This window comes from Streptomyces litchfieldiae (assembly GCF_031845365.1).
GTDB lineage: Bacteria > Actinomycetota > Actinomycetes > Streptomycetales > Streptomycetaceae > Streptomyces > Streptomyces litchfieldiae.
The window spans coordinates 1-25,133 of the sequence record NZ_JAVREL010000031.1; the positions used below are offsets into that span (position 1 = coordinate 1).

At 73.2% G+C, this 25,133-nt stretch carries 28 protein-coding genes; 17 read left to right on the forward strand and 11 right to left on the reverse strand.

What is annotated here, in order from left to right; translation table 11 throughout:
- The first annotated feature begins 904 nt into the window (after positions 1-904).
- Together RM590_RS32905 and RM590_RS32910 are read left to right on the forward strand one after the other, a co-directional pair.
- A complete protein-coding gene (locus RM590_RS32905) occupies positions 905-1,090 on the forward strand; it encodes a hypothetical protein (RefSeq protein ID WP_311708463.1) in 186 nt (61 codons plus the stop codon).
- 669 nt (positions 1,091-1,759) lie between these two features.
- Positions 1,760-2,629, forward strand: coding sequence for a GNAT family N-acetyltransferase (locus RM590_RS32910; RefSeq protein ID WP_311708464.1), 870 nt, complete (start codon positions 1,760-1,762; stop codon positions 2,627-2,629).
- Here RM590_RS32910 and RM590_RS32915 read toward each other — a convergent pair.
- The 4 genes from RM590_RS32915 to RM590_RS32930 all read right to left on the reverse strand — a co-directional run bounded on the left by RM590_RS32915 (position 2,577) and on the right by RM590_RS32930 (position 5,343).
- The gene (locus tag RM590_RS32915) at positions 2,577-3,383 is read right to left on the reverse strand and encodes a recombinase family protein (RefSeq protein WP_311708465.1); all 807 of its coding nucleotides are present in this window, start codon (positions 3,381-3,383) and stop codon (positions 2,577-2,579) included. The two genes, RM590_RS32910 and RM590_RS32915, sit on opposite strands and share 53 nt — an antisense overlap.
- A gap of 61 nt (positions 3,384-3,444) precedes the next feature.
- Positions 3,445-3,867, reverse strand: coding sequence for a YjbQ family protein (locus RM590_RS32920; protein WP_311708466.1), 423 nt, complete (start codon positions 3,865-3,867; stop codon positions 3,445-3,447).
- 47 nt (positions 3,868-3,914) lie between these two features.
- Positions 3,915-4,937, reverse strand: coding sequence for a LacI family DNA-binding transcriptional regulator (locus RM590_RS32925; RefSeq protein WP_311708467.1), 1,023 nt, complete (start codon positions 4,935-4,937; stop codon positions 3,915-3,917).
- Between the two features lie 85 nt (positions 4,938-5,022).
- Positions 5,023-5,343 (reverse strand): L-rhamnose mutarotase, encoded by a 321-nt coding sequence (locus RM590_RS32930; RefSeq protein WP_311708468.1) that lies wholly within the window; start codon positions 5,341-5,343, stop codon positions 5,023-5,025.
- Between the two features lie 223 nt (positions 5,344-5,566).
- Between RM590_RS32930 and rhaI the strand changes: the two genes are divergently transcribed.
- Genes rhaI through RM590_RS32965 form a run of 7 tightly spaced genes read left to right on the forward strand, consistent with a single transcriptional unit; the run spans position 5,567 to position 13,764 of the window.
- Positions 5,567-6,727, forward strand: a complete 1,161-nt coding sequence (gene rhaI, locus RM590_RS32935; RefSeq protein WP_311708469.1) for an L-rhamnose isomerase — start codon at positions 5,567-5,569, stop codon at positions 6,725-6,727.
- A gap of 4 nt (positions 6,728-6,731) precedes the next feature.
- A complete protein-coding gene (locus RM590_RS32940) occupies positions 6,732-8,798 on the forward strand; it encodes a bifunctional aldolase/short-chain dehydrogenase (protein WP_311708470.1) in 2,067 nt (688 codons plus the stop codon).
- Between the two features lie 2 nt (positions 8,799-8,800).
- The gene (locus tag RM590_RS32945; RefSeq protein ID WP_311708471.1) at positions 8,801-10,327 is read left to right on the forward strand and encodes a rhamnulokinase; all 1,527 of its coding nucleotides are present in this window, start codon (positions 8,801-8,803) and stop codon (positions 10,325-10,327) included.
- A 1-nt stretch (position 10,328) separates the two neighbouring features.
- Entirely contained in the window at positions 10,329-11,081 is a 753-nt protein-coding gene (locus RM590_RS32950; RefSeq protein WP_311708472.1) for a (Fe-S)-binding protein, read from the forward strand.
- Positions 11,078-12,553, forward strand: a complete 1,476-nt coding sequence (locus RM590_RS32955) for a lactate utilization protein B (protein WP_311708473.1) — start codon at positions 11,078-11,080, stop codon at positions 12,551-12,553. The genes RM590_RS32950 and RM590_RS32955 overlap by 4 nt, the downstream gene beginning before the upstream one ends.
- Positions 12,550-13,188 (forward strand): LutC/YkgG family protein, encoded by a 639-nt coding sequence (locus RM590_RS32960; RefSeq protein WP_311708474.1) that lies wholly within the window; start codon positions 12,550-12,552, stop codon positions 13,186-13,188. Before RM590_RS32955 ends, RM590_RS32960 begins: the two co-directional genes overlap by 4 nt.
- Before the next feature lie 12 nt (positions 13,189-13,200).
- Entirely contained in the window at positions 13,201-13,764 is a 564-nt protein-coding gene (locus RM590_RS32965) for a TIGR03086 family metal-binding protein (protein WP_311708475.1), read from the forward strand.
- A gap of 57 nt (positions 13,765-13,821) precedes the next feature.
- Here RM590_RS32965 and RM590_RS32970 read toward each other — a convergent pair whose 3' ends face one another.
- Together RM590_RS32970 and RM590_RS32975 are read right to left on the reverse strand one after the other, a co-directional pair.
- On the reverse strand, positions 13,822-14,352 hold the full coding sequence (locus RM590_RS32970) for a nuclear transport factor 2 family protein (RefSeq protein WP_311708476.1): 531 nt from the start codon (positions 14,350-14,352) through the stop codon (positions 13,822-13,824).
- 196 nt (positions 14,353-14,548) lie between these two features.
- Positions 14,549-15,259, reverse strand: a complete 711-nt coding sequence (locus tag RM590_RS32975; RefSeq protein ID WP_311708477.1) for a B3/B4 domain-containing protein — start codon at positions 15,257-15,259, stop codon at positions 14,549-14,551.
- A 146-nt stretch (positions 15,260-15,405) separates the two neighbouring features.
- Between RM590_RS32975 and RM590_RS32980 the strand changes: the two genes are divergently transcribed.
- Complete coding sequence (locus RM590_RS32980; protein WP_311708478.1) at positions 15,406-16,446, forward strand: questin oxidase family protein; 1,041 nt, start codon at positions 15,406-15,408, stop codon at positions 16,444-16,446.
- 78 nt (positions 16,447-16,524) lie between these two features.
- Positions 16,525-17,472 carry an EamA family transporter gene (locus tag RM590_RS32985; protein WP_311708479.1) on the forward strand — a complete coding sequence of 316 codons (948 nt, stop codon included), beginning with the start codon at positions 16,525-16,527 and terminating at the stop codon, positions 17,470-17,472.
- Here the strand turns inward: RM590_RS32985 and RM590_RS32990 are convergent.
- From RM590_RS32990 to RM590_RS33005, 4 genes are all read right to left on the reverse strand, one after another.
- Positions 17,447-18,451 (reverse strand): aldo/keto reductase, encoded by a 1,005-nt coding sequence (locus tag RM590_RS32990; protein ID WP_311708480.1) that lies wholly within the window; start codon positions 18,449-18,451, stop codon positions 17,447-17,449. The genes RM590_RS32985 and RM590_RS32990 overlap by 26 nt on opposite strands.
- Before the next feature lie 64 nt (positions 18,452-18,515).
- Positions 18,516-19,028: an O-acetyl-ADP-ribose deacetylase gene (locus RM590_RS32995; RefSeq protein WP_311708481.1), complete on the reverse strand. Its 513-nt coding sequence runs from the start codon at positions 19,026-19,028 to the stop codon at positions 18,516-18,518.
- A gap of 31 nt (positions 19,029-19,059) precedes the next feature.
- Positions 19,060-19,722 carry a ThuA domain-containing protein gene (locus tag RM590_RS33000; RefSeq protein WP_311708482.1) on the reverse strand — a complete coding sequence of 221 codons (663 nt, stop codon included), beginning with the start codon at positions 19,720-19,722 and terminating at the stop codon, positions 19,060-19,062.
- A 49-nt stretch (positions 19,723-19,771) separates the two neighbouring features.
- On the reverse strand, positions 19,772-20,599 hold the full coding sequence (locus RM590_RS33005) for a hypothetical protein (RefSeq protein WP_311708483.1): 828 nt from the start codon (positions 20,597-20,599) through the stop codon (positions 19,772-19,774).
- A 128-nt stretch (positions 20,600-20,727) separates the two neighbouring features.
- Between RM590_RS33005 and RM590_RS33010 the strand changes: the two genes are divergently transcribed.
- The 3 genes from RM590_RS33010 (at position 20,728) to RM590_RS33020 (ending at position 22,716) form a co-directional block, all read left to right on the forward strand.
- A complete protein-coding gene (locus RM590_RS33010) occupies positions 20,728-21,810 on the forward strand; it encodes a DUF2332 domain-containing protein (protein ID WP_311708484.1) in 1,083 nt (360 codons plus the stop codon).
- A 14-nt stretch (positions 21,811-21,824) separates the two neighbouring features.
- On the forward strand, positions 21,825-22,253 hold the full coding sequence (locus tag RM590_RS33015) for a PPOX class F420-dependent oxidoreductase (RefSeq protein ID WP_311708485.1): 429 nt from the start codon (positions 21,825-21,827) through the stop codon (positions 22,251-22,253).
- Positions 22,254-22,329: 76 nt separating this feature from the next.
- The gene (locus RM590_RS33020) at positions 22,330-22,716 is read left to right on the forward strand and encodes a VOC family protein (RefSeq protein WP_311708486.1); all 387 of its coding nucleotides are present in this window, start codon (positions 22,330-22,332) and stop codon (positions 22,714-22,716) included.
- Positions 22,717-22,748: 32 nt separating this feature from the next.
- Here RM590_RS33020 and RM590_RS33025 read toward each other — a convergent pair whose 3' ends face one another.
- A complete protein-coding gene (locus RM590_RS33025) occupies positions 22,749-23,420 on the reverse strand; it encodes an NERD domain-containing protein (RefSeq protein ID WP_311708487.1) in 672 nt (223 codons plus the stop codon).
- Positions 23,421-23,508: 88 nt separating this feature from the next.
- On the opposite strand from RM590_RS33025, the gene RM590_RS33030 reads away from it, so the two are divergent.
- The 3 genes from RM590_RS33030 to RM590_RS33040 all read left to right on the forward strand — a co-directional run bounded on the left by RM590_RS33030 (position 23,509) and on the right by RM590_RS33040 (position 25,075).
- Positions 23,509-23,910 (forward strand): NUDIX hydrolase, encoded by a 402-nt coding sequence (locus RM590_RS33030; RefSeq protein ID WP_311708488.1) that lies wholly within the window; start codon positions 23,509-23,511, stop codon positions 23,908-23,910.
- Positions 23,907-24,389, forward strand: a complete 483-nt coding sequence (locus RM590_RS33035) for a GNAT family N-acetyltransferase (RefSeq protein WP_311708489.1) — start codon at positions 23,907-23,909, stop codon at positions 24,387-24,389. Before RM590_RS33030 ends, RM590_RS33035 begins: the two co-directional genes overlap by 4 nt.
- A gap of 65 nt (positions 24,390-24,454) precedes the next feature.
- Positions 24,455-25,075, forward strand: coding sequence for a TetR/AcrR family transcriptional regulator (locus RM590_RS33040; protein ID WP_394814024.1), 621 nt, complete (start codon positions 24,455-24,457; stop codon positions 25,073-25,075).
- The last annotated feature ends 58 nt before the right edge of the window (positions 25,076-25,133 follow it).

Sequence of the window (25,133 nt, forward strand, 5' to 3'; positions counted from 1 at the left end):
TCGCCGGGTCGTGCACAAGGTTGAACAGGTCGTCGAACCGGCGGCTCTTGTCGGCCACCGCCCAACGGTGAAGCTTGGTCTGCATCTCCGATACCCGCTGTCGCGGAGCCTCCGTATTCACCGGGGCGTCTTTCGGTCTTGCAGCATCCTCATCTCCTCGATTCCGCTGCCGCCCTTCCCCATGCGCCGGGCTCTCCCCGGCTCGGAGTACTACGGCGGCTCCGCCCCGCCCCAGGCCGGTCGGCCGACGACGGACCCAGCCCCGTCTCCGTGCCGGAGTGCACGAAGAGGGGCAGACCAGGGACGGTTCCCGTGTTCACTGTGATTCGCTCGTCGAAGGAGGAGCCCGACTCTGCCCCAACGGCCTCGCTGCGAGTACGCCGCAGACCTTCCCCGCAGCCTCCCGGTCATCGGCTTCACGACTCCCGGAAGTTCCCCGCCTTCCTGGCGAGGACGCGCCGTTCCCGGCCCTGATCCACCAGGTTCGAGCCGGTACGAGTGTTGAGGGACGTTATGACATCGGTTCCTCGCGTACTCCTCTCCGACCTGCTCACCGGACCTAAGCCATCTGGCAGTTCTGGCGCACCCCGGCTTTGTCAGGACTGCTCCCACCCACCCCGGCGCCTCCCGGGGCAGGCTGTCCTCAGCTCCTACCCGACCGCTGCGACGGCCCGGGCGGCGGTGGTCTCTCACCCCCACTCGAATCAACAGCGCCTCACGGCGCACGAAGACCGCCCTGAACGCCTTCCAGATCGCCTTCGAGGGCCGTCTGACCCCGAGCAACAACTGACACCTCAACAACCAAGATCAGCCGTTAACTTGACACACCCACGACGTCGCGCTCCACGCTGAACGCGGTGGTGGCACTCCCTTCCCCGGCCCGTTACCGGCCGCTACGGGCGGGGTGGCCGCACCCGCCCCGCCCGCAGGGGAGTACGGAGCGAGTGCCATCTACGGCTCCATGCTGCGCGCCATCCTCCACCGCGGACTCACCCACCTCACCAACCGATTCACCGGCATGGACGAGGAGGACACCACGCTGCTCGGCCCACCCTCGGCCGCGGCCAGGACGGCGCCGCCATCGCCGTGATCCTCTCCGCCTTCATCCTTCTCGTGGCCTCGGCCCACCGCTGGCACACCGCCCACGCCCACCACCAGCAAGCAGCCGCAGCCCTCCAGACCGCCCAACACCTGCGCGCCGCCCACCACATCACAGCCGCCCGCCCCATGGCCGCCTGGAACAGACAGGGGCGGCAGCTCCTCCCCGCCCAGCAGAAACGGGCCACCTTGGCCGTGGGCGGCGCACTCCCCGACCTCGCGGAGCACATCCTGGCCGAACCCGGCTGGCCCGCACTCGCCGCCGTCCTCACCTACATTGAGAAGGCTGGAGATGACTCCGCCACCCGGTTGCGTGAAGCAGCTGGCATGCGGGAACTCGGCAGCGCCCAGTCGCTCAGCGACGTTCTGGTCTGGCGACTGAGGAGGTCCCGCAGGGATTCCTTGTCGCCCGGTCCTTCCGCCACCGCACCGGGACACGGCCGTGCCCGGCCTGCACGGTTGCCGGTCCGAAAGAGGCAAGGGGAGGGGCCGGGTCAGCACGTCAACAGCCGGAGTGAGCGGAATGCGACGGGGCAGTAGCCTGAGGTGTTGGGCGTGCGGACGGATGCCGACCGCCGCGGATGTCGCCGCTTATCCGTCCGTGGCGCGGCGCTGGTTGAGCAGCTTGTGTGAGCTGTCGGGCGGACGAACGAGGTGGAACGTGGGAAAGCCCTTCCGGGAAGTGCGGCCGTACGACGACCGGGATGAGGAGGCCGTGCTGCATCTGCTGGAGCGCGACCGGCTCCCGGGGCAGCCGGTCGCGACGGCGGCGATGATCCATGACGCTTTGGCGGGCCGCTCGGAGGTCGATGCGGGCTGGTGGGAGGAGCTGGAACCTCCGGTGACCTCCGTCGCCGTGGATGGTTCCGGAGCGGTGGTTGGTGTGATGTCGTGCGCGGTGCGGCCCAAGGACGGAGCGGGGCTGGTGTTGTGGCTGCACTGTGGCGAGGATCAGGCCGTGGCGGAGGGGCTTCTGGGGCATGCCCTGGAGCGGTTCGGCCCTCGTGAGGTCCATGCATTCGACTTCGCCAGTGCTCTCACACTGGGCCTTGAGGCGCTGCCGGTCAAGCACCGTTCGGCCACCGTCAAGGCTCTGACGGACGCCGGGTTCGTATCCGAGGACCTGTGGAGATACATGCGACGTGATCTGCCCGCCACCGAGCTGCCGCGCGCGCATGCCTGCACCGTCACCAACAGCACCGAACCGGCCGGAAAGCGCCTGGAAGTGCGAGAGGACGGCAAGCTCCTGGCGGAGGCCGTCATCGGACGCCCGCAGGCAGGGATCGGCGTGCTGTGGTGGATCAGCGTCGAGCCTCCCGCCCAGGGACGTGGGCTGGGACGCGCGCTGCTGGGCTCCGCACTCGACGTGCTCGCCGGCCTGGGAGCACAACAGGTGATTCTGTTCGTCGACGATGACGCCCCGGCCGACGACCCGCGCGACCGCACCCCGGCCAATCGCATGTACGAACGCGCCGGTTTCACCCAAGTCGACCGGCTGCACTCTTTCCTCCGGCCCAAGCCGGCAGTCTGAACGGCGCCTGTGCGGTCACCACGTCGCACCGGCCTTCCGTGCACCGGCGAGCCAACGTTCGATCGCGGCGACCCTCAGAAGTACCGCAGTGTCCTCCTCTCTGTCCAGAGCCTGGGGATCCCGGGTCGGCCAGTATCCGGTGAGCCACATCGCGGATCACCTCAGCGGCATGTGGATGCAGCTCCACCCGCTCGATCCTGCCGCCGACCGCCGCCCGAATAAACCGGAACCCGTAGGACGGCTTGCCCTTCGGCCGACCGGCGAGCCGCATCTTGGCCGTCGTGTCGCGGTTGCGCCGCTGGATCGCGCGCAGTTCCATCTGCGCGCCCCATGCCTCGATCGTGAAACGGTTCTCGTCGGCCGGGTCGTCCAAGTCCCAGGGCCCGTCGTGGTAGGTGACAAGGATCTTCTTCTCGTCACGCATGCGGTAGCCGGTGTTCAGGCAGTCCACGACATTACGGCCCAGCCGGTCGACCGCCGCAGCGACCAGGCCGTCGAACGGTCCCCGCTCCCCCCGCACCCATGGCCCCAACTGTGGCCGCGTCAACGGGTCAGTCGCACCGGAGACCTCCCAGTCGTCCGCCCAGTCGACGATATGCCCGCCCACCGCCGCCGCGGCTGACAGGACGTCCGGCCGCTGCCGCTCCGGCGAGGCCGTAGCCTCCTTCATCCGGGAAAGACGGCGCACCCCCAGCAAACACTTCCCGCATCCGTCGAAAGACCGCTCCAGCATCTCCAGATCCGTACCGCGCACCGCGTCTCCGTTCCGCCCGCAGGGTAAGGAGATTTGGCGGTCGCACCCAGAAGGCGCCGGCTCAGCCCAGGAAGCTCAGCCGCACCTGACGCAACGCGTTGTCGACATTCGTGTCCACCAGGCAGACGGACTGCCAGGTGCCGAGCTGGAGGCGGCCGGCGAGGACCGGGAGGGTGGCGTGTGGGGCGATGAAGGCGGGGAGGACGTGGTCGCGGCCGTGGCCGGGGCTGCCGTGGCGGTGGCGCCAGCGGTCGTCGCCGGGGAGGAGGTCGCGCAGCGCGGCCAGCAGGTCGTCGTCGCTGCCGGCGCCGGTCTCCAGGATGGCGATTCCCGCGGTGGCGTGCGGGACGAAGACGTTCAGCAGGCCGTCCGCGCCGTTGGCCGATTCGGCGAGGAACGCCTCGCAGTCGCGTGTGAGATCGGTGACGGCCTCGCGGGAGCCGGTGGTGACGTTCAGGACGCTGGTCCGGAAGGAGTCGCTCATGGCTCCACGCTACGAGGCGACCGCGCGCGGCGCGGGGAGCCGGGGGCTCAGGACCGGACGGCCATGCTGGACTGGCGGACGATGAGCTCGGGGTCGAGGACGATCCGCTGGTGGCGGTGGAGGCCGGCGTCCTCCCCCGTCTCCTCCAGCAGCAGTTCGGCCGCCTGCCGTCCCATCCGCACCGCGGGCTGGCGCACCGAGGTGAGGGGAACGGCCGCGGCGGCGGCGAACTCGATGTCGTCGTAGCCCACGAGCGCGACCTCGCCGGGCACGCTGACCCCGGCGGCGAACAGCGCCTGGAGCACCCCCAGGGCCAGCAGGTCGTTGGCGCAGAACACGGCCGACGGGCGCGGTGACATCCCCAGCAGCCGGGCGCCCGCGTCGCGGCCGGAGGCGACGTCGAGGCGCTCGGCGGCCACGTGGCGCAGGGCCGACTCGCCGAGGCCGGCCTCGACCAGGGCGGCCACCGCGCCCTCCTTGCGGTCCTGGCACTGCTGGAGGGACATCGGGCCGCTGACATAGGCGACGGAGGTGTGGCCCTGCTCCAGCAGGTGCCGCACGGCGAGGGTGCCGCCGAGCACGTCGTTGACGGAGACCGAGCAGCCCTCGGCGCTGGGCAGCACGCGGTCGACGAAGACGAACGGGATGCCGTGCCGCCGGAAGTCCGCGAGATTCCGCCCGGTCATGTCGGCGGGGGTGACCAGGACGCCGCGGACGCGCTGTTCGGCGAAGAGGGAGAGGTAGTCGGCCTCCTCGGAGGTGCTCTGCGCGCTGTTGCACAGCATCACGCCGAGCGCGGAGGCCCGGGCGACCCGCTCGGCGCCGGAAGCGACGTCCACGAAGAAGGGGTTGGCCATGTCGAGCACGAGCAGGGCGATGATGCGGCTCTGTCCGGCGCGCAACTGGCGGGCGGACTCGCTGCGCACGTAGCCCAGTTCGGCGATGGCCGTCTGTACGCGCTGCCGGGTCTCCTCGGCGACCATGTGCGGGCGGTTGATGACGTTGGACACGGTCCCCACCGACACCCCGGCCTGCCGGGCCACTTCCTTGATTCCCACCGTATTCGCCATGTCCGTGCCCCGTTCATCTCGTCAGCGCTCTCGCCGCCCGGCCATGGTATGCACCGCGCGGACCGGCCGGATGCCCCGGCGGTTCTCAGGGGAGGTGGAAGACCTCCGGGAGGGGCTTCATCGCCTCGTCCGGCCGGGCTCCGTCCAGCGACTCGAAGAACTCGCCCATCTCGGCCTGCCAGCGGGCGTTCACCTCCGTGGCCGCCATCGCCTCCTGTGCGGCGGCGAAGTCGTCCGTCTCCAGATAGCCCACGAGCAGGCCGTCCTCGCGCAGAAAGAGCGAGTAGTTGTGCCAGCCGGCGGCCGACAGCGCCGCCCGCATCTCCGGCCAGACGTCGGCGTGCCGCGCCCGGTACTCCTCGATGCGGTCCTCGCGGACCTTGAGCAGAAAGCAGACCCGCGACATGGCCGCCCACCCTTCTGAAAGGATTCATCGGACTGGGCGCAAGCTAGCCACGCGGCGCGTCCGCAGTCAAGATCCGCCACTTTCGGGGAGGGGGGCCGCGCCGAGCGCCGACCGGCGGGCCAATCGGCCACATCTCCCTTGACAGCATTCGTCGGGCGCTCTTAGCTTCGTCCTTAGTGAAACGATTCATACGCGAGTTGAGCACCCCGGGAGCCCTGATCGCATGACCGCCCCATCCGCCGTCAAGGCGGCCCTGACCACGCAGTCAATCGAGACCCCGTCGTGGGCCTACGGAAACTCCGGCACCCGCTTCAAGGTGTTCGCCCAGCAGGGCGTGCCCCGCAGCCCGCAGGAGAAGCTCGACGACGCCGCGCAGGTGCACCGGCACACCGGGGTCGCCCCGGTCGTCGCCCTGCACATCCCGTGGGACCGGGTCGACGACTACGCCGCGCTGGCGGACTACGCCAAGGAACGCGGACTGCGGCTGGGCGCCATCAACTCCAACGTGTTCCAGGACGACGACTACAAGCTCGGCAGCGTGTGCAGCCCCGACCCCGCCGTCCGGCGCAAGGCCCTGGGGCACCTGCTGGAGTGCGTGGACATCATGGACGCCACGGGCTCGCGGGATCTGAAGCTGTGGTTCGCCGACGGCACCAACTACCCGGGCCAGGACGACATCCGCTCCCGCCAGGACCGGCTCGCCGAGGCGCTGACGGCGGTGTACGAGCGGCTGGGCGAGGACCAGCGGATGCTGCTGGAGTACAAGTTCTTCGAGCCGGCCTTCTACACCACCGACGTGCCGGACTGGGGCACCGCCTACGCGCACTGCCTCAAGCTCGGCCCCAAGGCGCAGGTCGTGGTGGACACCGGGCACCACGCGCCCGGCACCAACATCGAGTTCATCGTCGCGCTGCTGCTGCGCGAGGGGAAACTCGGCGGCTTCGACTTCAACTCCCGCTTCTACGCGGACGACGACCTGATGGTCGGCGCGGCCGACCCGTTCCAGCTCTTCCGGATCATGTACGAGGTGGTGCGGGGCGAGGGTCTGAGCTCCGAGGTCGCGTTCATGCTGGACCAGTGCCACAACATCGAGCCGAAGATCCCGGCCATCATCCGGTCGGTGATGAACGTGCAGGAGGCCACGGCCAAGGCGCTGCTGGTGGACCGGGACGCGCTGGCCGCGGCGCAGGCCGCGTGCGACGTGCTGGGCGCCAACGCGGTGCTGATGGACGCGTTCAACACGGATGTCCGGCCGCTGCTGGCCGACGTGCGCGAGGAGGCGGGGCTGGACCCCGATCCGATCGCCGCCTACCATCGCTCGGGCTGGGCCCAGCGGATCATCGACGACCGCAAGGGCGGCCAGCAGGCCGGCTGGGGGGCCTGAACAGATGACGACGCGGGACAACGAGACGCGGGGCGCGACGCACCAGACCGTCGAGGAGCTGCTGGCGCGCTCCCACCGGCTGGGCGCCGATCCGCGCAACACCAACTACGCCGGCGGCAACACCTCGGCCAAGGGCACCGCGACCGATCCGGTGACCGGCGGCGAGATCGCGCTGATGTGGGTGAAGGGGTCCGGGGGCGACCTGGGCACGCTGCGGCCGGAGGGCCTGGCGGCGCTGCGGCTGGACCGGCTGCGGGCGCTGCGCGCGGTCTACCCGGGGGTGGAGCGCGAGGACGAGATGGTCGCCGCGTTCGACTTCTGTCTGCACGGCAAGGGCGGCGCGGCGCCGTCCATCGACACGGCGATGCACGGCCTGGTGGCCGCGGCGCACGTGGATCACCTGCACCCGGACTCGGGCATCGCGCTGGCGTGCGCGGCGGACGGCGAGGCGCTGACCAAGGAGTGCTTCGGCGAGCAGGTGGTGTGGGTGCCGTGGCGGCGGCCCGGCTTCCAGCTCGGCCTGGACATCGCGGCGGTGCAGCAGGCGCATCCGCAGGCGATCGGCTGTGTGCTGGGCGGCCACGGCATCACGGCGTGGGGCGCGACCAGCGAGGAGTGCGAGCGGAACTCGCTGCACATCATCCGCACCGCGGAGGAGTTCCTGGCGCGGCGCGGCAAGGCGGAGCCGTTCGGCGCGGTGCGCCCGGGGTTCGAGGCGCTGCCGGAGGAGGAACGGCGGGCGCGCGCCGCCGCGTTGGCGCCGGTGGTGCGGGCGATCGCGTCCGCCGACCGGCCGCAGGTGGGGCACTTCACCGACTCGGACGTGGTGCTGGACTTCCTGGCCCGCGAGGAGCACCCGCGGCTGGCCCGGCTGGGCACCTCCTGCCCGGACCACTTCCTGCGCACGAAGGTCCGGCCGCTGGTGCTGGACCTGCCGGCCGGCGCGCCGCTGGACGAGGCCGTGGCGCGGCTGAAGGAGCTGCACGCGGAGTACCGCGAGGAGTACCGGGCGTACTACGAGCGGCACGCGGACGCGAACTCGCCGGCGATGCGCGGCGCGGATCCGGCGATCGTGCTGGTGCCGGGCGTGGGCATGTTCTCGTTCGGCAAGGACAAGCAGACGGCGCGGGTGGCCGGCGAGTTCTATGTGAACGCGATCAACGTGATGCGGGGCGCGGAGGCGGTGTCGTCGTACGCGCCGATCGAGGAGTCGGAGAAGTTCCGCATCGAGTACTGGGAGCTGGAGGAGGCCAAGCTGCGGCGGATGCCGGCGCCCAAGCCGCTGGCCACGCGGATCGCGCTGGTGACGGGTGCGGGCTCGGGCATCGGCCGGGCGACGGCGCAGCGGCTGGCGGCGGAGGGCGCCTGCGTGGTGGTCGCCGACCTGAACGGCGAGGCCGCCGCGGCGGTGGCCGAGGAGCTGGGCGGCCCGGACAAGGCGGTGGCGGTCACGGTGGACGTGACCTCCGAGGAGCAGATCGAGGCGGCGTTCCGGACGGCGGTGCTGGCGTTCGGCGGCGTGGACCTGGTGGTGAACAACGCGGGCATCTCCATCTCCAAGCCGCTGCTGGAGACCACGGTCAAGGACTGGGACCTCCAGCACGACATCATGGCGCGCGGTTCGTTCCTGGTGTCGCGCGAGGCGGCCCGGGTGATGATCGAGCAGGGGCTGGGCGGTGACATCGTCTATATCTCATCGAAGAACGGGGTGTTCGCCGGACCCAACAACATCGCCTATGGCGCGACGAAGGCCGACCAGGCGCACCAGGTGCGGCTGCTGGCGGCGGAGCTGGGCGAGCACGGGATCCGGGTCAACGGGATCAACCCCGATGGCGTGGTGCGTGGTTCGGGCATCTTCGCCGGCGGCTGGGGCGCCAGGCGGGCGGCGGTGTACGGGGTGCCCGAGGAGCAGTTGGGCGAGTTCTACGCGCAGCGGACGCTGCTCAAGCGCGAGGTGCTGCCCGAGCATGTCGCGAACGCGGTGTTCGCCCTGACGGGCGGCGACCTCAGCCACACGACGGGGCTGCACATCCCGGTGGACGCCGGGGTGGCCGCGGCGTTCCTGCGCTGACCATGGGCGTCGAGAGGAGTGGGACGCCGGCCGTCTCCGGTGCGGAGGCGGCCGGCCGTCCGTTCGCCGCGGTGGATCTGGGCGCGTCCAGCGGGCGCGTGATGCTGGGGTACGCGGGCGGCGGGGAGCTGTCGCTGCGCGAGGTGTACCGGTTCCTCAACGAGCCGGTGCGGATCGGCGGGACGCTGCACTGGGACATCCTGGCGCTGTACCGCGGGGTCGTCGAGGGCCTGCGGGAGGCGGGCCGGGCGACCGGCGGGCGGCTGGCCGGGGTGGGTGTCGACTCGTGGGCGGTGGACTACGGTCTGCTGGACGCCACGGGGGCGCTGCTGGGCAATCCGGTGCACTACCGGGACGGCCGTACCGAGGGCATGGCGGAGCGGGTCGGCGAGCGGCTGGCGCCGGACGAGCTGTACGCCGCCACCGGGTTGCAGCATCTGCCGTTCAACACCGTCTTCCAGCTCGCGGCCGCCCAGGGCAGTCCGCAACTGGCGGCGGCACAGCGGCTGTTGCTGATTCCGGACCTGATCGCGTACTGGCTGACGGGCGAGGCGGGCACGGAGGTGACGAACGCCTCCACCACCCAGTTGCTGGATCCGCGCACCCGGGACTGGTCGGAGCGGGTGGCCAAGGCGGTGGGCGTCGATCTGTCGCTGTTCGCGCCGCTGCGGCAGCCGGGCGATCCGGCCGGGCACCTGCTGCCGGAGGTGCTGGCGGAGACGGGGCTGACCGGCCCGGTGCCGGTGACGGCGGTCGGGTCGCACGACACGGCCTCGGCGGTCGTCGGAGTGCCGGCGGACGGCGAGCGGTTCGCGTACATAGCCACCGGGACGTGGTCGCTGGCGGGCGTGGAGCTGACGGCGCCGGTGCTGACCGAGGAGAGCCGGCGCGCCAATTTCACCAACGAGCTGGGCGTGGACGGCACGGTGCGCTATCTGCGCAACATCATGGGGCTGTGGCTGCTCCAGGAGTGTCTGCGCGAGTGGGCGGCGGCGGGCGATCCCCAGGAGCTGGGGCCGCTGCTGGCCGCGGCGGCGCGGGCGACGCCGTTGCGTTCGGTGGTGGACGCGGGCGATCCGGAGTTCATCGCGCCGGGCGGGATGCCGGAGCGGATCGCGGCGGCGTGCCGCCGCACCGGGCAGCCGGAGCCGCGCGATCCGGCCGAGACGGCGCGCTGTGTGCTGGACTCGCTGGCGCTGGCGCACCGCGCGGCGGTGGCGGACGCGCGGCGGCTGTCCGGGCTCGCGGTAAACACGGTGCACATCGTGGGCGGTGGCGCGCACAATGAGCTGCTGTGCCAGCTCACGGCGGACGCCTGCGGGCTGCCGGTCGTGGCCGGTCCGGCCGAGGCGGCGGCACTGGGGAACATACTGGTGCAGGCGCGGGCGGCCGGCGCGGTGCGCGGCGGCCTCGGCGCCCTGCGGTCGCTGCTGCGCGCGACCCAGCCTTTGCGGCACCATGAACCCTCGGGCGACCGCACGGCCTGGGACCGGGCGGCGGCCCGGCTGACCGGCGGCGGAAAGGACTGAGATGCGGGTCGCGCTGTTCGTCACCTGTGTCAACGACACGCTCTACCCACGCACGGGCCAGGCGGTGGTGGCGCTGCTGGAACGGCTGGGGGTCAGGGTGGACTTCCCGGCCGGCCAGTCGTGCTGCGGGCAGCCCCAGTTCAACACGGGGTACCGGCATGAGACGGAGCCTCTGGTGCGGCGGTTCGCGCGGGAGTTCGCGTCCTACGACTACATCGTCACCCCGTCCGGCTCCTGCGCGGCGATGGTCCGGGACAACTATCCGCGGATCGGCGCCCGGTCCGAGGCCGAGGGGCGGGGGCCGGCGCTGACGCGGGCCGCGGAGGCGGTGGTGCCCCGGACGCTGGAGCTGACCGAGTTCCTGGTGGACGTGCTGGGCGTGACCGACGTGGGGTCGTACTACCCGCACACGGTCACCTACCACCCGACCTGTCATGGCCTGCGGATGCTGGGCCTGGGCGAGCGCCCGCGCCAGTTGCTGTCGCGGGTGAAGGGGCTGAAGCTGGTCGACCTGCCCGGCGCGGAGGAGTGCTGCGGGTTCGGCGGCACGTTCGCGGTGAAGAACGCGGCGGTGTCGGCGGCGATGGGCGCGGACAAGGCGCGGCACATCGAGGAGACCGGCGCGGCGGCCGTGTGCACCGTGGACAACTCCTGTCAGATGCACATCGGCGGCACGCTCGCCCGGCGGGGGTCACCGGTGCGGCCGGTGCACATCGCCGAGATCCTGGCCAGCACGGAAGAGAGGCAGTGGTGAGCGGCACCTATCTGGGCATGCCGGCCTTTCCGCGGGCGGCGGCCGACGCCACCCGGGACGAGCGGCTGCGGGCGAATCTCACGCACGCCACCCACACGATCCGCGACAAGCGGGCCAGGGCGGTGGCCGAACTGCCGGACTGGGCGCGGCTGCGCGCGGCCGGCGCCGCGATCAAGGACCGGACGCTGCGTCATCTCGACCACTACCTCGAGCAGTTGGAGCGGTCGGTCACCGCGGCGGGCGGCCAGGTCCACTGGGCGGCCGACGCGCGGGAGGCGAACCGGATCGTCACCCGGCTGGTGCGGGAGACCGGCGAGCGGGAGGTGGTGAAGGTCAAGTCGATGGCGACGCAGGAGATCGGCCTGAACGCCGCGCTCAACGCCGCCGGGATCCGGGCCAACGAGACGGACCTGGCGGAGCTGATCGTGCAGCTCGGCGACGACCTGCCGTCGCACATCCTGGTCCCGGCGATCCATCGCAACCGGGGCGAGATCCGGGACATCTTCCGCGAGCGGATGGCCGACTGGGGCCGCCCGGCGCCGGAGGGGCTGACGGACGCCCCGGCCGATCTGGCCGAGGCGGCGCGGCTGCATCTGCGACAGAAGTTCCTCGACGCCAAGGTGGGGATCTCCGGGGCCAACTTCATGGTGGCCGAGACCGGCACGCTGGTGGTGGTGGAGTCCGAGGGCAACGGGCGGATGTGCCTGACGCTGCCGGAGACGCTGATCTCGGTCGTCGGCATCGAGAAGGTCGTGCCGACGTGGCAGGACCTGGAGGTCTTCCTTCAGTTGCTGCCGCGCTCCGCCACGGCGGAGCGGATGAACCCGTACACGTCCATGTGGACCGGCACCCGCGACGACGACGGGCCGCGCACGTTCCACCTGGTCCTGCTGGACAACGGGCGCAGCGACGCGCTCGCGGACACCGTGGGCCGCCAGGCGCTGCGCTGCATCCGCTGCTCGGCCTGCCTGAACGTGTGCCCGGTGTACGAGCGGGCGGGCGGGCACGCCTACGGCTCGGCGTACCCCGGGCCGATCGGCGCGATCCTCACGCCGCAACTGCGCGGTGTGGCCAGCGAGTTGGACGCGTCGCTGCCCTATGCCTCGTCCCTGTGCGGGGCCTGTTACGAGGTGTGCCCGGTGGCCATCGACATCCCGGAGGTGCTGGTGCATCTGCGTGAGCGCGTGGTCCAGGGCGGGGAGGTGACCGTTCGCGGGGCGCGCACCCGGCTGCGGCCGGCCCGGGGCCATGCCGCCGAGCGGGCGGCGATGCGGGCCGCGCGGTGGGCGCTGGACCATCCGGGGGTGCTGCGGGCGGGGCAGCGGGCGGCCGCGCGCACGCGGCGCTTCCAGCCGCGGCGGCTGCCCGGGCCGGGGAAGGCGTGGACCGACACGCGGGAGGTGCCGGCGGTGCCGGCGGAGTCGTTCCGCGACTGGTGGCAGCGCACGCGCGGCGGACGGAGCGGGCGATGAGCGGCCGGGAGGTGGTGCTCGGCCGGGTGCGGCGGGCGCTGGCGGACGTGCCGCGCGGTGAGTCGCCACAGGACGTGCCGGTCGCGCGGGACTACGAGACCACGCACTCCCCCGATGACCCGGTGGCGACGCTCGCGGAGAACCTGGCCGACTACCGCGCCGTGGTGCACCACACGGACGCCGCGGGGCTGCCGGAGCTGATCGGCCGGCTGCTGGCGGCGCGCGGCGCGCGCACGGTCGTGGCGCCGGCCGGGCTGCCGCCGGAATGGCTGTCGGCGGCGGACGGCGTCAGCCGGGTGGCGGACACGGCCGAGCTGACCCCGCACGACCTCGACGCCACGGACAGCGTCGTCACCGGCTGCGCCGTTGCGATCGCCGAGACCGGGACCATCGTGCTGGACGGCGGGCCCGATCAGGGGCGGCGCCGGATCACCCTGGTCCCCGACCACCACGTGTGCGTGGTGCGGGTGCCGGAGCAGGTGGTCGACTCGGTGCCGGAGGCCTTGCGGCGCCTGGTGCCGGAGCGCCCGCAGACGTGGATCTCGGGGCCGTCGGCGACGAGCGACATCGAGCTCGACCGAGTTGAGGGCGTGCACGGCCCGCGTACGCTGGAGGTGGTTCTGGTCCGCGAGTGAGGGGATTCGTCCATGGATCTGCTCGGTGGTTTCGACCAGGGGCTCGACGAGTTCGGGCGCCGGGTGCGCCAGGTGCGTGCCGAGCAGTGGGACTCCCCCACGCCGTGCGCGGACTGGTCGGTGCGGGACCTGGTGGGCCATGTGACCGTGGAGCACCTGTGGGCGCCGTGGCTGCTTAAGGGCGCGGCGCTCGACGAGGTCGGCGACCGTTTCGAGGGCGATGTGCTGGGCGAGGACCCGGTGGCCGCCTGGGAGTCGGCCGCCGCCGCGTCGCGCGGCGCGGCCCACCGCCCGGGCGCGCTGGACGCGCCGGTGCACACCAGCGCGGGGCTGACGCCGGCGGACGAGTATCTGCGGCAGATGACGCTCGACCTCGCCGCGCACTCCTGGGACCTGGCGCGCGGAATCGAGGCGGACGACCGGCTGGATCCGGACCTGGTGGCGCTCGCGTACGGGTACGCCGAGACGCAGGTCGACGGCTGGCAGGACATGGGCATCTTCGCGCCCCCGGTCCCGGTGTCCGAGGCGGCGCCGCGCCAGGACCGGCTGGTCGCCCTCCTGGGGCGCCAGCCGTAGCCGCGCCCGGGTGGCCGCGGCTGAAGGCCGCTTCGGCTCATTGCGGTGGGGCACCGCTCACAGGGCGGGTCCGGCGGGCGGCGGGGTGCCGTTGGTCCAGCCGACCTCGTCGGTCAGGACCAGCCGCCGGAAGCGCCACCCGTCGGCCGTGCGGACCGCCTCGGCCTCGAAGACGCCGCCGGTGTCGAAGCGCGCGCCCGGCTCCAGGCCGCGGGCGGTGACGGTGGCGTCCGAGTGGACGTGCACCATGATGGCGTTCCACCGGAGGGTGGCCCGGTCGCCGTCGAGGCGCACGATGTGGTTGCCGCTGACGTGGTGGGTGAACTTGTACCAGCCGAAGACCTCGCCGAACGCCTCCGCGTAGTCGCTGAGGTCGGAGCCGCCGACCGGGAAGTCGAACGTGACGTCCGGCGTGAAGAGCGACGCGACGGTCTCGCTGTCGAACCGGCGCCGGTCCATGCTGAGGAAGTACGCGTCGACCAGGGTGCTGATCTCGGACCGATCGGTGAGCTCCCGGACGCGGTCGCTCAACTCGGCGACCTTCCGGCTCAGTTCGACCAGGGTCGGGGTGGCGGACGTGGTGGTCATGCTGCGGGCCTCGTTTCTCCGGGGATTCCGGTCAGCGACCACCCTGACAATTCAAGTCGGCTTGAGGTCAACTGCGCCCGAGGGGCGTTGACCGTCTCCGGCGATCCGGAACGAACGGCCTGGCCGCGGGCGGCGACGGTGCGGGCCTGGAGTCCAGCTCGGCGCGCATCCGCTGGGCGGCCCGGCCGAGCAGCCGTCAGCGCAGCGCGGCGGCCGGTCGCTCGGGGGTGAGGAGGTGGGTGGCGACGCGGGCGGCGCGCGGTTCGAGGAGGGCGGTGAGCTGGGCGGTGGCCTGCTCGACGACCTTGCGCCCGGTGGCCGGCTCGACGGTCTCCAGCAGGAAGACCACGTCGCGCGAGGAGGGCGTCACCTTGGTGCGGTCGCTGTCGCGGTGGTTCCAGTGCCGGGTGAGCACGCCCGCGGCGTCGGCGTAGACGACCTCGCCGGGCCGGGCCTCCTCCGTGGTGCCGGGCTCGCCGAGCGGGGTGAAGACATCGCCCGGGACGGCGAACCGCACGGCGATGTCGCCCTCCACGGCGGCGAGATCGAACGCGCCCGAGGGGAGACCGTGGGTGAGGGAGACGGCGTTGTAGGCGTCGACGGCGGGGCTGATGCGCGGCAGCCGGCCCGACTTGCCGAGCCGCCGGGACAGCGCGTCCACGCTCGGGCGGAACCGGCGCGGGTTGGTGCCGAACGCCCGGTACACGGCGTGCCAGGAGGCCAGCGCCGGGTCGGTCTCGGCGAGCGGGGTCCACTCCCCCGCCGCCGCGGCGGCCTCCAGGCCGGCCAGCAGCCGCTCCGTCTCGGGCCACGGCGTGTCCCCCCGCAGCCCCTCGACGACCACGGCGGACACCGCCAGATCCGGGAACGCCTCACACACCTCGGCCGCCACCCGCAGTTCCGTCAACGTCCGCTCCTTCCCCGAATGTCCGTGCCCGGCAACTCTATCCGGCCATGTGAACGGGGCCGGTCGATGGGAGTAGGTCCGGGGGACGGCCGGGGACCGGACTGTGGTCCGTTACGGCCGGGCGGGCGGGTCCCTAGCGTCGGGGTATGGACACAGACGCCACAGGAACACTCGACGAGGCGCTCGTCCGGCTCCATGACACCGGGCCGGAGATCCGCGGCTGGCTGACCAATCACGCGCCCATGACCGTGGAGGCACTGGCCCGCCACGGGCATGGGGCAAGGGTGCACCGGTGGCTGGACAGCTACCGGGCGCGGCTGGAGGAGCCGCCCGCCTCCTACGGCCGGATCACGGCGGAGAACTGGCGCGCGGCGCTGGGCGACGCGCGCCATCTCGCCGACTGGATCACGTTCTTCGGCGAACGGCTGGCCGAGGCGCCCTGGCGGGCGGTGCTGGCCGAGTGGTGGCCCCGGCTGCTGCCGGGCATCGTGGCGGGCGCCACCCACCCGGTGATCCGCGTGGGGCACGCGGTCCGGCTGCTGCTGACCGACGGGGAGACCGGGCCACGGCTCGCCGAACTGGCGCACGGCTTGGGCTACTGGGCCGCCCGGCACCAGCAACTGCCTTCGGGCATCGAGGCGTTGGCCGCGCCCGAGGCCGCCGGCGCGGCGCTGCGGGCCGTTCCGCCGGTGCCCGACCGCTCCGGCGGGATCAGGCACCGGCTGCCGCAGATCACCGCCCTTCCGGCGTGGGCGGCGAGCCCTCCGGCCGACCCGGACGCGGCCCGGGAGCGGCTGCGCGAACTCGTGCGGGCCGCCGTCGGCCACTACGCCACGCACGCCCACGGCCAGCCGGTGATGCTCGTGCACGCCGCTACCGCGCCGAACGCCGTGCTGCGGACGCTGCCCGCGCTCCCCCGCGAGCTGTGGCCGGCCAGCCTGGGTGCGGCCTGGACGGCCGCCGCGGGCGTGGTCGCGTCCTACGCCCCGGACGGCGGACCGCGCCCGGCCCCGGCGGCGGGCGGCCTCACCGCCGAGGAGGTGTTCGAACGGGCCGCGGCGCACGGCGACGAGCACGTCATCAAGCTCACGGACACGGTGCTCGACGTGACCGCGGCACATCCCGGGGACGAGCCGGCCTGGGGCGCGGCGCTGCGTTCGATCGAGCTGATCGACCCGGAGGACTGACACTCCTCAGTGCTACTGAAGTGTTCCGCGAAGAAATAGTCGCTAGTGCTTCACGGTGTGGCCGTGGATGCTCGGACCATGCGAACCCCTCACATCCTGCTCGCCGTTCTCGTCACCGCCGTCTGGGGCGTCAACTTCGTGGTGATCGATGTCGGCCTCGGCCACTTCCCGCCGCTGCTGTTCACCGCGCTGCGCTTCCTGGTGGCCGCCGTCCCCGCCGTCTTCCTGGTGCGCCGGCCGGCGGTCGCCCGGCGCTGGATCGTCGGTGTCGGACTGGCCCTGGGCGTGGGCAAGTTCGGGGTGCTCTTCCTCGGCATGGCGGCCGGGATGGCGGCCGGTCTGGCGTCGCTGGTAATCCAGAGCCAGGCGGTGTTCACCGCGCTGATCGCGGCCGTCGCGCTGGGCGAACGGCCCGGCCGCCGCCGGGTGCTGGGCATGGGCGTGGCGCTGGCCGGGATCACCGTGGCGGCCGTGGAGGAGGGGGCGTCGGGCCCGGTGACCGGCTTCGCGCTGGTGATCCTGTCGGCGGTGTTCTGGGGCGTGTCGAACGTGCTCACCCGCAAGGCGGCGCCGGACGACGCGCTGAGCTTCATGGTGTGGGCCAGCCTGGTCCCGGTCCTGCCGCTGACCGCGCTCTCGCTGGTCTTCGAGGGGCCCGGAGAGGGCTGGGAGGCGCTGCGCGGCCTGGACTGGAGCGGCGTGGGCGCGGTGGTCTTCGTCGCGTGGGCCGCCACGCTGTTCGGCTTCGGCGTCTGGAGCTGGCTGCTGCGCCGTTACCACGCCTCTCGGGTGGCGCCGTTCGCCCTGCTGGTCCCGGTCTTCGGGATGTCCTCGGCCGCGCTGCTGCTGGACGAGGCGGTCACCCCGGCGAGCCTGACGGCCGCCGCCCTGCTGGTCGGCGGCGTCGCCCTGACCTCGGCGGGCGGGGCGCCGCGCGGGACCACGGTGGCCCGCGGCCCGGCGGAAGCGGCACGCCCGGTGCCGGCCGGGGGCGCGGCCGTCACTCCGCCACGGACGCCGAGGTGAGGCGGTCGATCTCGGCCAGGTCGTCGGGGTTGATCGGCTCCGCCTCCAGGGAGGCCAGGTTCTGGTCGAGCTGGGCCACGCCGGAGGCGCCGATCAGCACGGAGGACACGCGCGGGTCGCGCAGCACCCAGGTCAGCGCGAGCTGGGCGAGGGACTGGCCGCGGCGGGCGGCAATGTCGTTGAGCGTGCGGAGCAGGCGCAGCAGGTCCTCGCTGAGCGCGTCGCGCTTGAGGAAGTGCCCGATCGCCATGCGGGAGTCCGCCGGCACGTCGCCCGCCAGATAGCGGTCGGTGAGCAGTCCCTGGGCGAGCGGCGAGAAGGCGATCAGGCTGGTGCCGGTGTCGCCGATGGCGTCCAGGACGCCCGTCTCCAGGGCGCGGTTGAGGATGTTGTACGGCGACTGGTGCAGCAGCGGCGGCGTGCCCAGCCCGCGCAGGATCTCCACGGCGCGGCGGTGCTGCTCGGCCGGGTAGTTGGAGATGCCCGCGTACAGGGCCTTGCCCTGCCGGACGGCGGTGTCCAGGGCGCCGAGCGTCTCCTCCAGCGGGGTCTCGGGGTCGTAGCGGTGCGAGTAGAAGACGTCGACGTAGTCCAGGCCCATCCGGCGCAGCGACTGGTCGAGGCTTGCCAGCAGGTACTTGCGGGAGCCGAAGTCGCCGTAGGGGCCGGGCCACATGTCGTAGCCGGCCTTGGTGGAGATGAACAGCTCGTCGCGGTAGGGGCGGAAGTCCTGGGCGAAGAGGACGCCGAAGTTGGCCTCGGCGGCGCCGTAGGGCGGGCCGTAGTTGTTCGCCAGGTCAAAGTGCGTGACGCCCCGGTCGAAGGCGCGGCGCAGCACGGCGCGCTGGGTGGCGAGGGGGGAGGTGTCGCCGAAGTTGTGCCACAGGCCGAGGGACACGGCGGGCAGCAGCACCCCGCTGCGGCCGCTGCGTCGGTACTGCATGGAGTCGTATCGGTCGGCGGCTGCGGCGTAGTTCACCGGTGCTCCTCGCGCGGGTGCGAACGTTTGCTGGCGGCCGGCTCATCATCGCACGGGCGTCCGGTCACAGCTCGGCACCGAACGCGTCGTAGGCGCGGTCGTCGAACAGCACGAACCGCACCTCGGCGAAGTCCCGCCCGGCCGTCGCCTCCCGGACGGCGGACACCGCGACGCGGGCGGCGTCGGCGAGCGGCCAGCGGAAGACGCCGGTGGAGATGGCGGGGAACGCGACGGTGGCCGCGCCCAGTCCGGCGGCCACGCGCAGCGACTCGCGGTAGCAGGAGGCGAGGAGCCCGGAGCGGTCCTCGTCGGGTGAGTGGACGGGGCCGACGGTGTGCACGACCCAGCGGGCCGGCAGCCGGCCGGCGGTGGTGGCGACCGCCCGCCCGGTGGGCAGGCCGCGGCCGAGGCGGGAGGCGCGCAGGGCGCGGCACTCGGCCAGGATCGCCGGGCCGCCCTTGCGGTGGATGGCGCCGTCCACGCCGCCGCCGCCGAGCAGGGAGGAGTTGGCGGCGTTCACGATGACGTCCACGTGCTGCTCGGTGATGTCGCCGCGTACCCGGGTGATGGCCGTCATGGCGCCGTCCTTCCGTCGGTCGCGCGCCCGCTCAGGCGCGGTGGGCCGCCCAGGTGAGGCCGCCGAGGAGGTGGCGGCGGAAGTCGGGGTCGGAGAAGGACTCGGAGGTGTGGCCCAGGGCGGTGTAGAACGACCGTCCGCCGGCCAGCTCGTGGCACCAGACGAGGGGGTGGTCGTCGCCCATCCGGCCGCCGGAGTACGTCGTCTCGTCGGCGGTGGCCAGCACGCGGACCCGGCCGCGCGGGCTGACGGAGAAGTTGTACCACTCGTCGGTGAACTCCCAGCGGTCCCCGAGGTGCGCGGTGGCGGGGTGGTCGTGGTCCTCGACGGTCACCACGCCGGGCTGGAGGTCGGGGTGGCCGTCGAAGACGGCGCCGACCAGGTCCTCGCCGTACCACGGCCAGCCGTACTCGGTGGTGGAGGCGCCGTGCACGCCGACGAAGCCGCCGCCACCGGCCAGATGGGTGCGCAGCGCGTCACGCGCGGCGTCCGTGAGGACGTCGCCGCTGGTGGACAGGAAGACCACGACGCTGCTGCCGGGCAGGCGCTCGACGAGCTCGCCGGGGTCCTCCGTCGCCAGGACCTCCATGCCGTTCCCGGTGCCCAGTTCGGTGAACGCCTCGATGCCGGCCGGGATGGAGTCGTGCCGGAAACCGGTGGTGCGGGTGAAGACGACGATGCGGGGAGCGCTCATGACCACCCATCGTAGAACGCGCTTTCCCCGCCCGCCCGTTCACGGCGCCTCAGTGATCGGCGCCGCGCAGCAGGCGGAGGTCGTCGCCCCAGGCGTCGAGCACCGGGCCGTGCCCGGCGGCGCGGGCGGCCGGTTCGACCTCGGCGAACAGGGTCCGCAGCGTGCCGGGCGCGCCGCGCGCGAGCAGCTCGTCCAGCAGCGGCAGCAGCCGGCCGGGGCGCCATCGGAGGTCGGCCAGCGGGTGGTGGGCCAGCTCCCAGCCGAGGTACTTGTTGAACGGCCGCACGCGGCGTTCCATCGCGAAGATGTGGCCGAGCAGGAAGGGGTGGACCTCCGCGGCGTCGAGCCGTGCCTCCAGGGTCCTGCCGTCGCGGTGGTTCTTCAGCGCCCGGTAGGTGATGTTGGTGAACGCGTCGAGGTAGCCCGCCGCGGTCGGGCCGGCCTCCTCGCCGGTGAGGGCGGCCTTGCGGTCGACCAGCCGGGCGATGAGCCCGTCCTCGGTGTCCTTGACGACCTGGGCGTGCACGAACGCGTAGCGGTTGAAGTCGCTGCCGGACTCCGGCAGGCCGTGGGTGCGGAACTCGGCCAGCGGCATGACGACCACGTCCAGCACGGCGGTGTGCCGGGCGCCGATGTCCGTGTGCCGGCCGTCCCGGGTGATGACGAAGACGTCGTGGTCCGAGTGGACCGTGGGCATGCCCTCCCGGGCCTGGGAGCCGGTGAGCACCGCGCCGGCGACGGCCGGATCCGCGTGTGCGGCCCGCAGGAGGGCCGCGTACTCGGCGGCGTCCGCGGCGGCGTTCACGGCGGCGTTGACGGCGGTGCGCGGGGAGCCCTGCGGAGAGCTGTTCGGGGAATCCGGCGGCGATACTGTCATGATCACAGCCAATCGGGGCACGGGAATACGAGGCAACCGAATATCGAGGGGCATATTCCTCCGGCAGGTCTTCCACTCGGCCCCCGCCGGGCCCCATGATCTTGGGCATCCCCCTGGGAGGAGTACTCATGCCCCGTGAACACGTTGCCCGGATCTTCACCCAGCAGGCCGGGGCATGCGCCCGGCTCGGCTCGCCGCTCTACGCGGCGCTGCTGGACCGGGCGGCCCAGGACATCCGCGACGGCGGTCCGTGCGCCGACGCGGTGGCGGGGTATCCCGGCACGACGGCCGACGAGGCCGTTCCGCTGCGGCTCTTCGGCGCGGTGCACGCGCTGGCGCTGACCGGGCGGGCGCCGGAGCTGGCCGCCCACTACCCGAGCGCCAAGGGCGTCTTCGACCCGGCGCGGCCCGACGCGGCCTGGCCGGCGTTCCGCGCGGCGGTCGCCGCCGAACCGGACTGGATCGCGGACTGGCTGCGGCGCCCGCCGCAGACCAATGAGGTCGGCCGCGCCAGCCTGCTGATGGCCGCGCTGCTGGACCTGGTGCCCACCGCGCAGCTTCCCGTGCGGCTGTTCGAGCTGGGGTCGAGCGCGGGGCTGAACCTGCGGGCGGAGCAATTCCGTTATCTGGACGAGGACTTCGCCTGGGGGCCGGTGGACTCCGCGGTGCGGCTGACCGGCACCTGGGCGGGCGAGGTGCCCGACTGGCTGCGCGCGGGCGCCGCCCGGCACCAGGCACTGCGGATCGTGGAGCGGCGCGGCTGCGACCCGGCCCCGATCGACCCGCTGTCGGCGGACGGCTCGCTGGCGCTGCGGGCGTATGTGTGGCCCGACCAGCGGGAGCGCATGGAGCGGCTGGACGGCGCGCTGAGCATCGCCGCCAAGGTGCCGGCGACGGTGGAGGGGGCCGGGGCGGCGGAGTTCCTGTCGGCGGTGGAGCTGGAGCCGGGCACGCTCACGGTGGTCTGGCACTCCGTCATGCGGCAGTACGTCGACGCCGCCGAGTGGACGAAGGTGACGGGTGAACTGGACCGGCTCGCCGCGGCGGCGACACCCGAGGCGGGCTTCGCGGTCGTCGCGTTCGAGCCGCGCGAGGTGAACGGGCGGCACGACTTCTGGCTGAGCGTCCGCTCCGGGTGCGACGCCGAACGGCTGCTGGCGACCGCTCACCCGCACGGGCTGCCGGCGCGGTGGCCGGGACCCGCGGACTGACGCAGGATGAGCCCATGGCGCGCGTGATGACGAAGGACGAACGGCTGGCGTTCCTCGCCGAGGGGACCAGGACCGGCATGCTCTCCACCGTCCGCGCCGACGGGCGGCCGCACGTGGCCCCGGTGTGGTTCGTGCCGGACGGCGAGGAGCTGGTGCTGACCACGGACGCGACGTCCGTGAAGGGCCGCAACATGGCCCGGGACCCCCGGGTGTCGCTCGGCGTCGACGCGCCCCGGCCGCCCTACGACTTCGTGGTCGTGGAGGGAGTCGCCTCGCTGAGCGAGGACCCCGCGGAGCTGCTGACCTGGGCCACCCGGATCGCGGCGCGCTACATGGGCGAGGAGCGGGCGCGGGAGTTCGGGGAGCGCAACGGCGTGCCCGGCCAGTTGCTGGTGCGGATCAGGCCCGAGCGAGTGGTGGCGGAGTTCGGGGTGGCGGACTGACGGCGGCCGGGCCGCCCGGGGCCGGCGCCCGGCGTGGACCCGCGACGATCCCCGGGACAGGCCCTAGGCTCGCGCCATGCCACCCGCACGTTTCAAGGACCTCGCCCTCGACGCCAACGACCATCAGGCGCTCGCCGACTGGTGGTGCACCGTGCTGGGGTACGAGCGCAGCGGCGGCGCGCCGGGCCAGGAGATCCCGGAGCACTGGCCGGTGCCCATCCGGGACCCCGCGGGCGAGGGGCCCACGATCTGGATCAACCCGGTGCCGGAGAAGAAAACGGTGAAGAACCGGATGCACATCGATGTCCGGGGCGACACCGAGGAGTTGCTGAAACTGGGCGCGACGATGCTGCGCCGCCGGGACGCCGAGCTGGACTGGGACGTCATGGCGGACCCGGAGGGCAACGAGTTCTGCGTGTTCCGCCCGGAGCCCGAGGTGATCGGGCGGCCCTCCGTTCGCTGAGCGTGCCGGTGACGGGCCGGGCGCGGCCGGTCTCACGCGGCGCGCCAGGTCCGGCGGTCGCGGGCCACGCCGTAGATGGCCTCGACGCTGTCCGGCTTGAGGACGCCGCCCCGCCGGGCCAGCCCGGCGAGCTGGTGCTCGCGGAGCACCTCCACGTCGCGCAGCGCGGAGGTCACGGCCATGCCCCGCGCGGCGACGACCACCAGCACCGGGCGGACCGCGACCGGGAAGCCGCAGCCGCGGCTGAGGGCGTGGGCCGCCCGCCGCCCGTCCCGGCGGCAGCGGCGAACGTACGGCTCCTGCCGTCGGCCGTCGATCAGCGCCACGTCCTCCCCCACCGAGACGCGCGCCCCGGCGTGCCGCACGGACCGCAGGCTCAGCACGCCACCGGGGCCGATCGCCAGGTGCGGCAGGTCCGCCTCGCCGGGCAGCGGGATCGAGTGCAGCACCCGCCAGCCGTCCCCGGCCAGCGCGTCCAGCCGCACGCCGATGGCCTCCTCGGCGAGCAGCGCCGCCCGCAGCGCGTCGGCCTCGCCGGATCTGCGCAGCACCCGGTCGGTGACCCGGCGCAGCGCGCCCGACGGCAGGGCGGCCACCTTGCCGTGCAGGGTCTCGCCCGGCCGGTTCGGCGCCAGGTCGTCGTCGGGGTGCAGCCACAGCGGCCCGCCGCGGCCGGCCCGGCCGGGGTCCTCCGGATTCTCCATCGCACGCTCCCAGACACCCATGACATCATCGTCGCGGCCCGGGGACGAGAGGTCATCCCCGAGCGGCACGGCAGGGAAGGACAGGGCAGTGACACGGCTCATCGACACCGTCGCCTGGGTGCATCTGGAGGGCGGCCGGATCCTGGGGGCGCGCAGCCGCGGCAGGCGCCTTTTCTACATCCCGGGCGGCAAGGTCGACGAGGGCGAGAGCGAAGTGGCGGCCCTGGTGCGGGAGGTCCGGGAGGAGCTGTCCGTGACGCTGCTGCCCGAAACGGCGACGCACCTCGGCACCTACACCGCGCAGGCCGACGGGCACCCGGAGGGCACGCTGGTGCGGATGGCCTGCTACACCGCCGAGCACCGCGGGACGCCGATCGCCAGCAGCGAGATCGAGGAGATCGCCTGGCTGTCGCTGGCCGACCGGGAGCGCACGGCGCCGGTGGACCACGCGGTGTTCGACGCCCTGGCGAGCGCGGGCCGGCTGCGGTGAGCCGCCCCGCGCGGGTGACGCTGCGCCCGACGACGGCGGAGGACCTGCCGGTGCTGTTCGACTTCCAGCGGGACCCGGAGGCGGTGCGGATGGCGGCCTTCACTCCCCCGGACCCGGACGACCGGGCCGCGTTCGACGCCCGCTGGGCACGGCTGCTCCGGGACGAGGGCGTGACCAGCCGCACCGTGCTGGAGGGCGGCCGGATCGTCGGGCAGGTGTCCGCCTGGGGCGGGCCCGACGAGCCGCACGTGTCGTACTGGGTCGGCCGGGAGCACTGGGGCCGGGGCATCGCCGGCGCGGCGCTGACGGCGTTCCTCGCCGAGTACCCGGTGCGCCCGCTGTACGGGGCCGCCGCGTGGGACAACTACGGCTCGCTGCGGGTGCTGGAGAAGTGCGGCTTCACGGTCTACGGGGAGAACAAGGACTTCGCCGCGGGGCGGGGCGAGGAGGTCACCGAGGTGCTGCTCGTCCTCACTTAGCCGGGGCGGGCCCCGGTGGCCCGATGTCAGTACGATGGGGGATCGGCTGGACGGAGGGCGGCACGGTGGCCGGAACAGTGACCGACGGGCGGGTGGAGCGGGGGAACCAGACCCGGCGGCTCGTGCTGGGCCGGACCATGGCCATCGCCTCCGTCGAGGGCCTGGAGGGGCTTTCGATCGGCCGCATCGCCGGGGAGCTGGGGCTGAGCAAGAGCGGGGTGTTCGCGCTCTTCGGGTCCAAGGAGGAATTGCAGCTCGCGACGGTCCGCGCCGCCCGCGCCGTGTACGTCGACCGGGTCGTGCGGCCGGCGGAGGAGGCCCCGCCGGGGCTGGCCCGGGTGCGGCGGCTGTGCGAGGCGTATCTGGCGTACTCCCGGGACCGGGTCTTCCCGGGCGGGTGCTTCTTCACCGCGGTCTCGGCCGAGTTCAGCGCGCGCCACGGAGCGGTGCGCGACGCGGTGGCCGCCGCCCGCACCGAGTGGATCGCCTATGTGCGCGGCCTGATCGACGAGGCCCGGCGCGCCGGGGAGGTGCCCGGGGACCTGGACGCGGCGCAGTTGACGTTCGAGCTGGTGGCGATGCTGGAGATGGCCAACTCGGACTCGGCTCTGCACGGGGACGACACCAGCTACGACCGGGCCCAGGCAGCGATCACCGCGCGGCTCTCGGCGGCGTCGAGCCGCTGAACTCCCGCGCGCGGGCGGGCAGAACGACCGGCACGACGGCGACGAGACGCCGGACTTG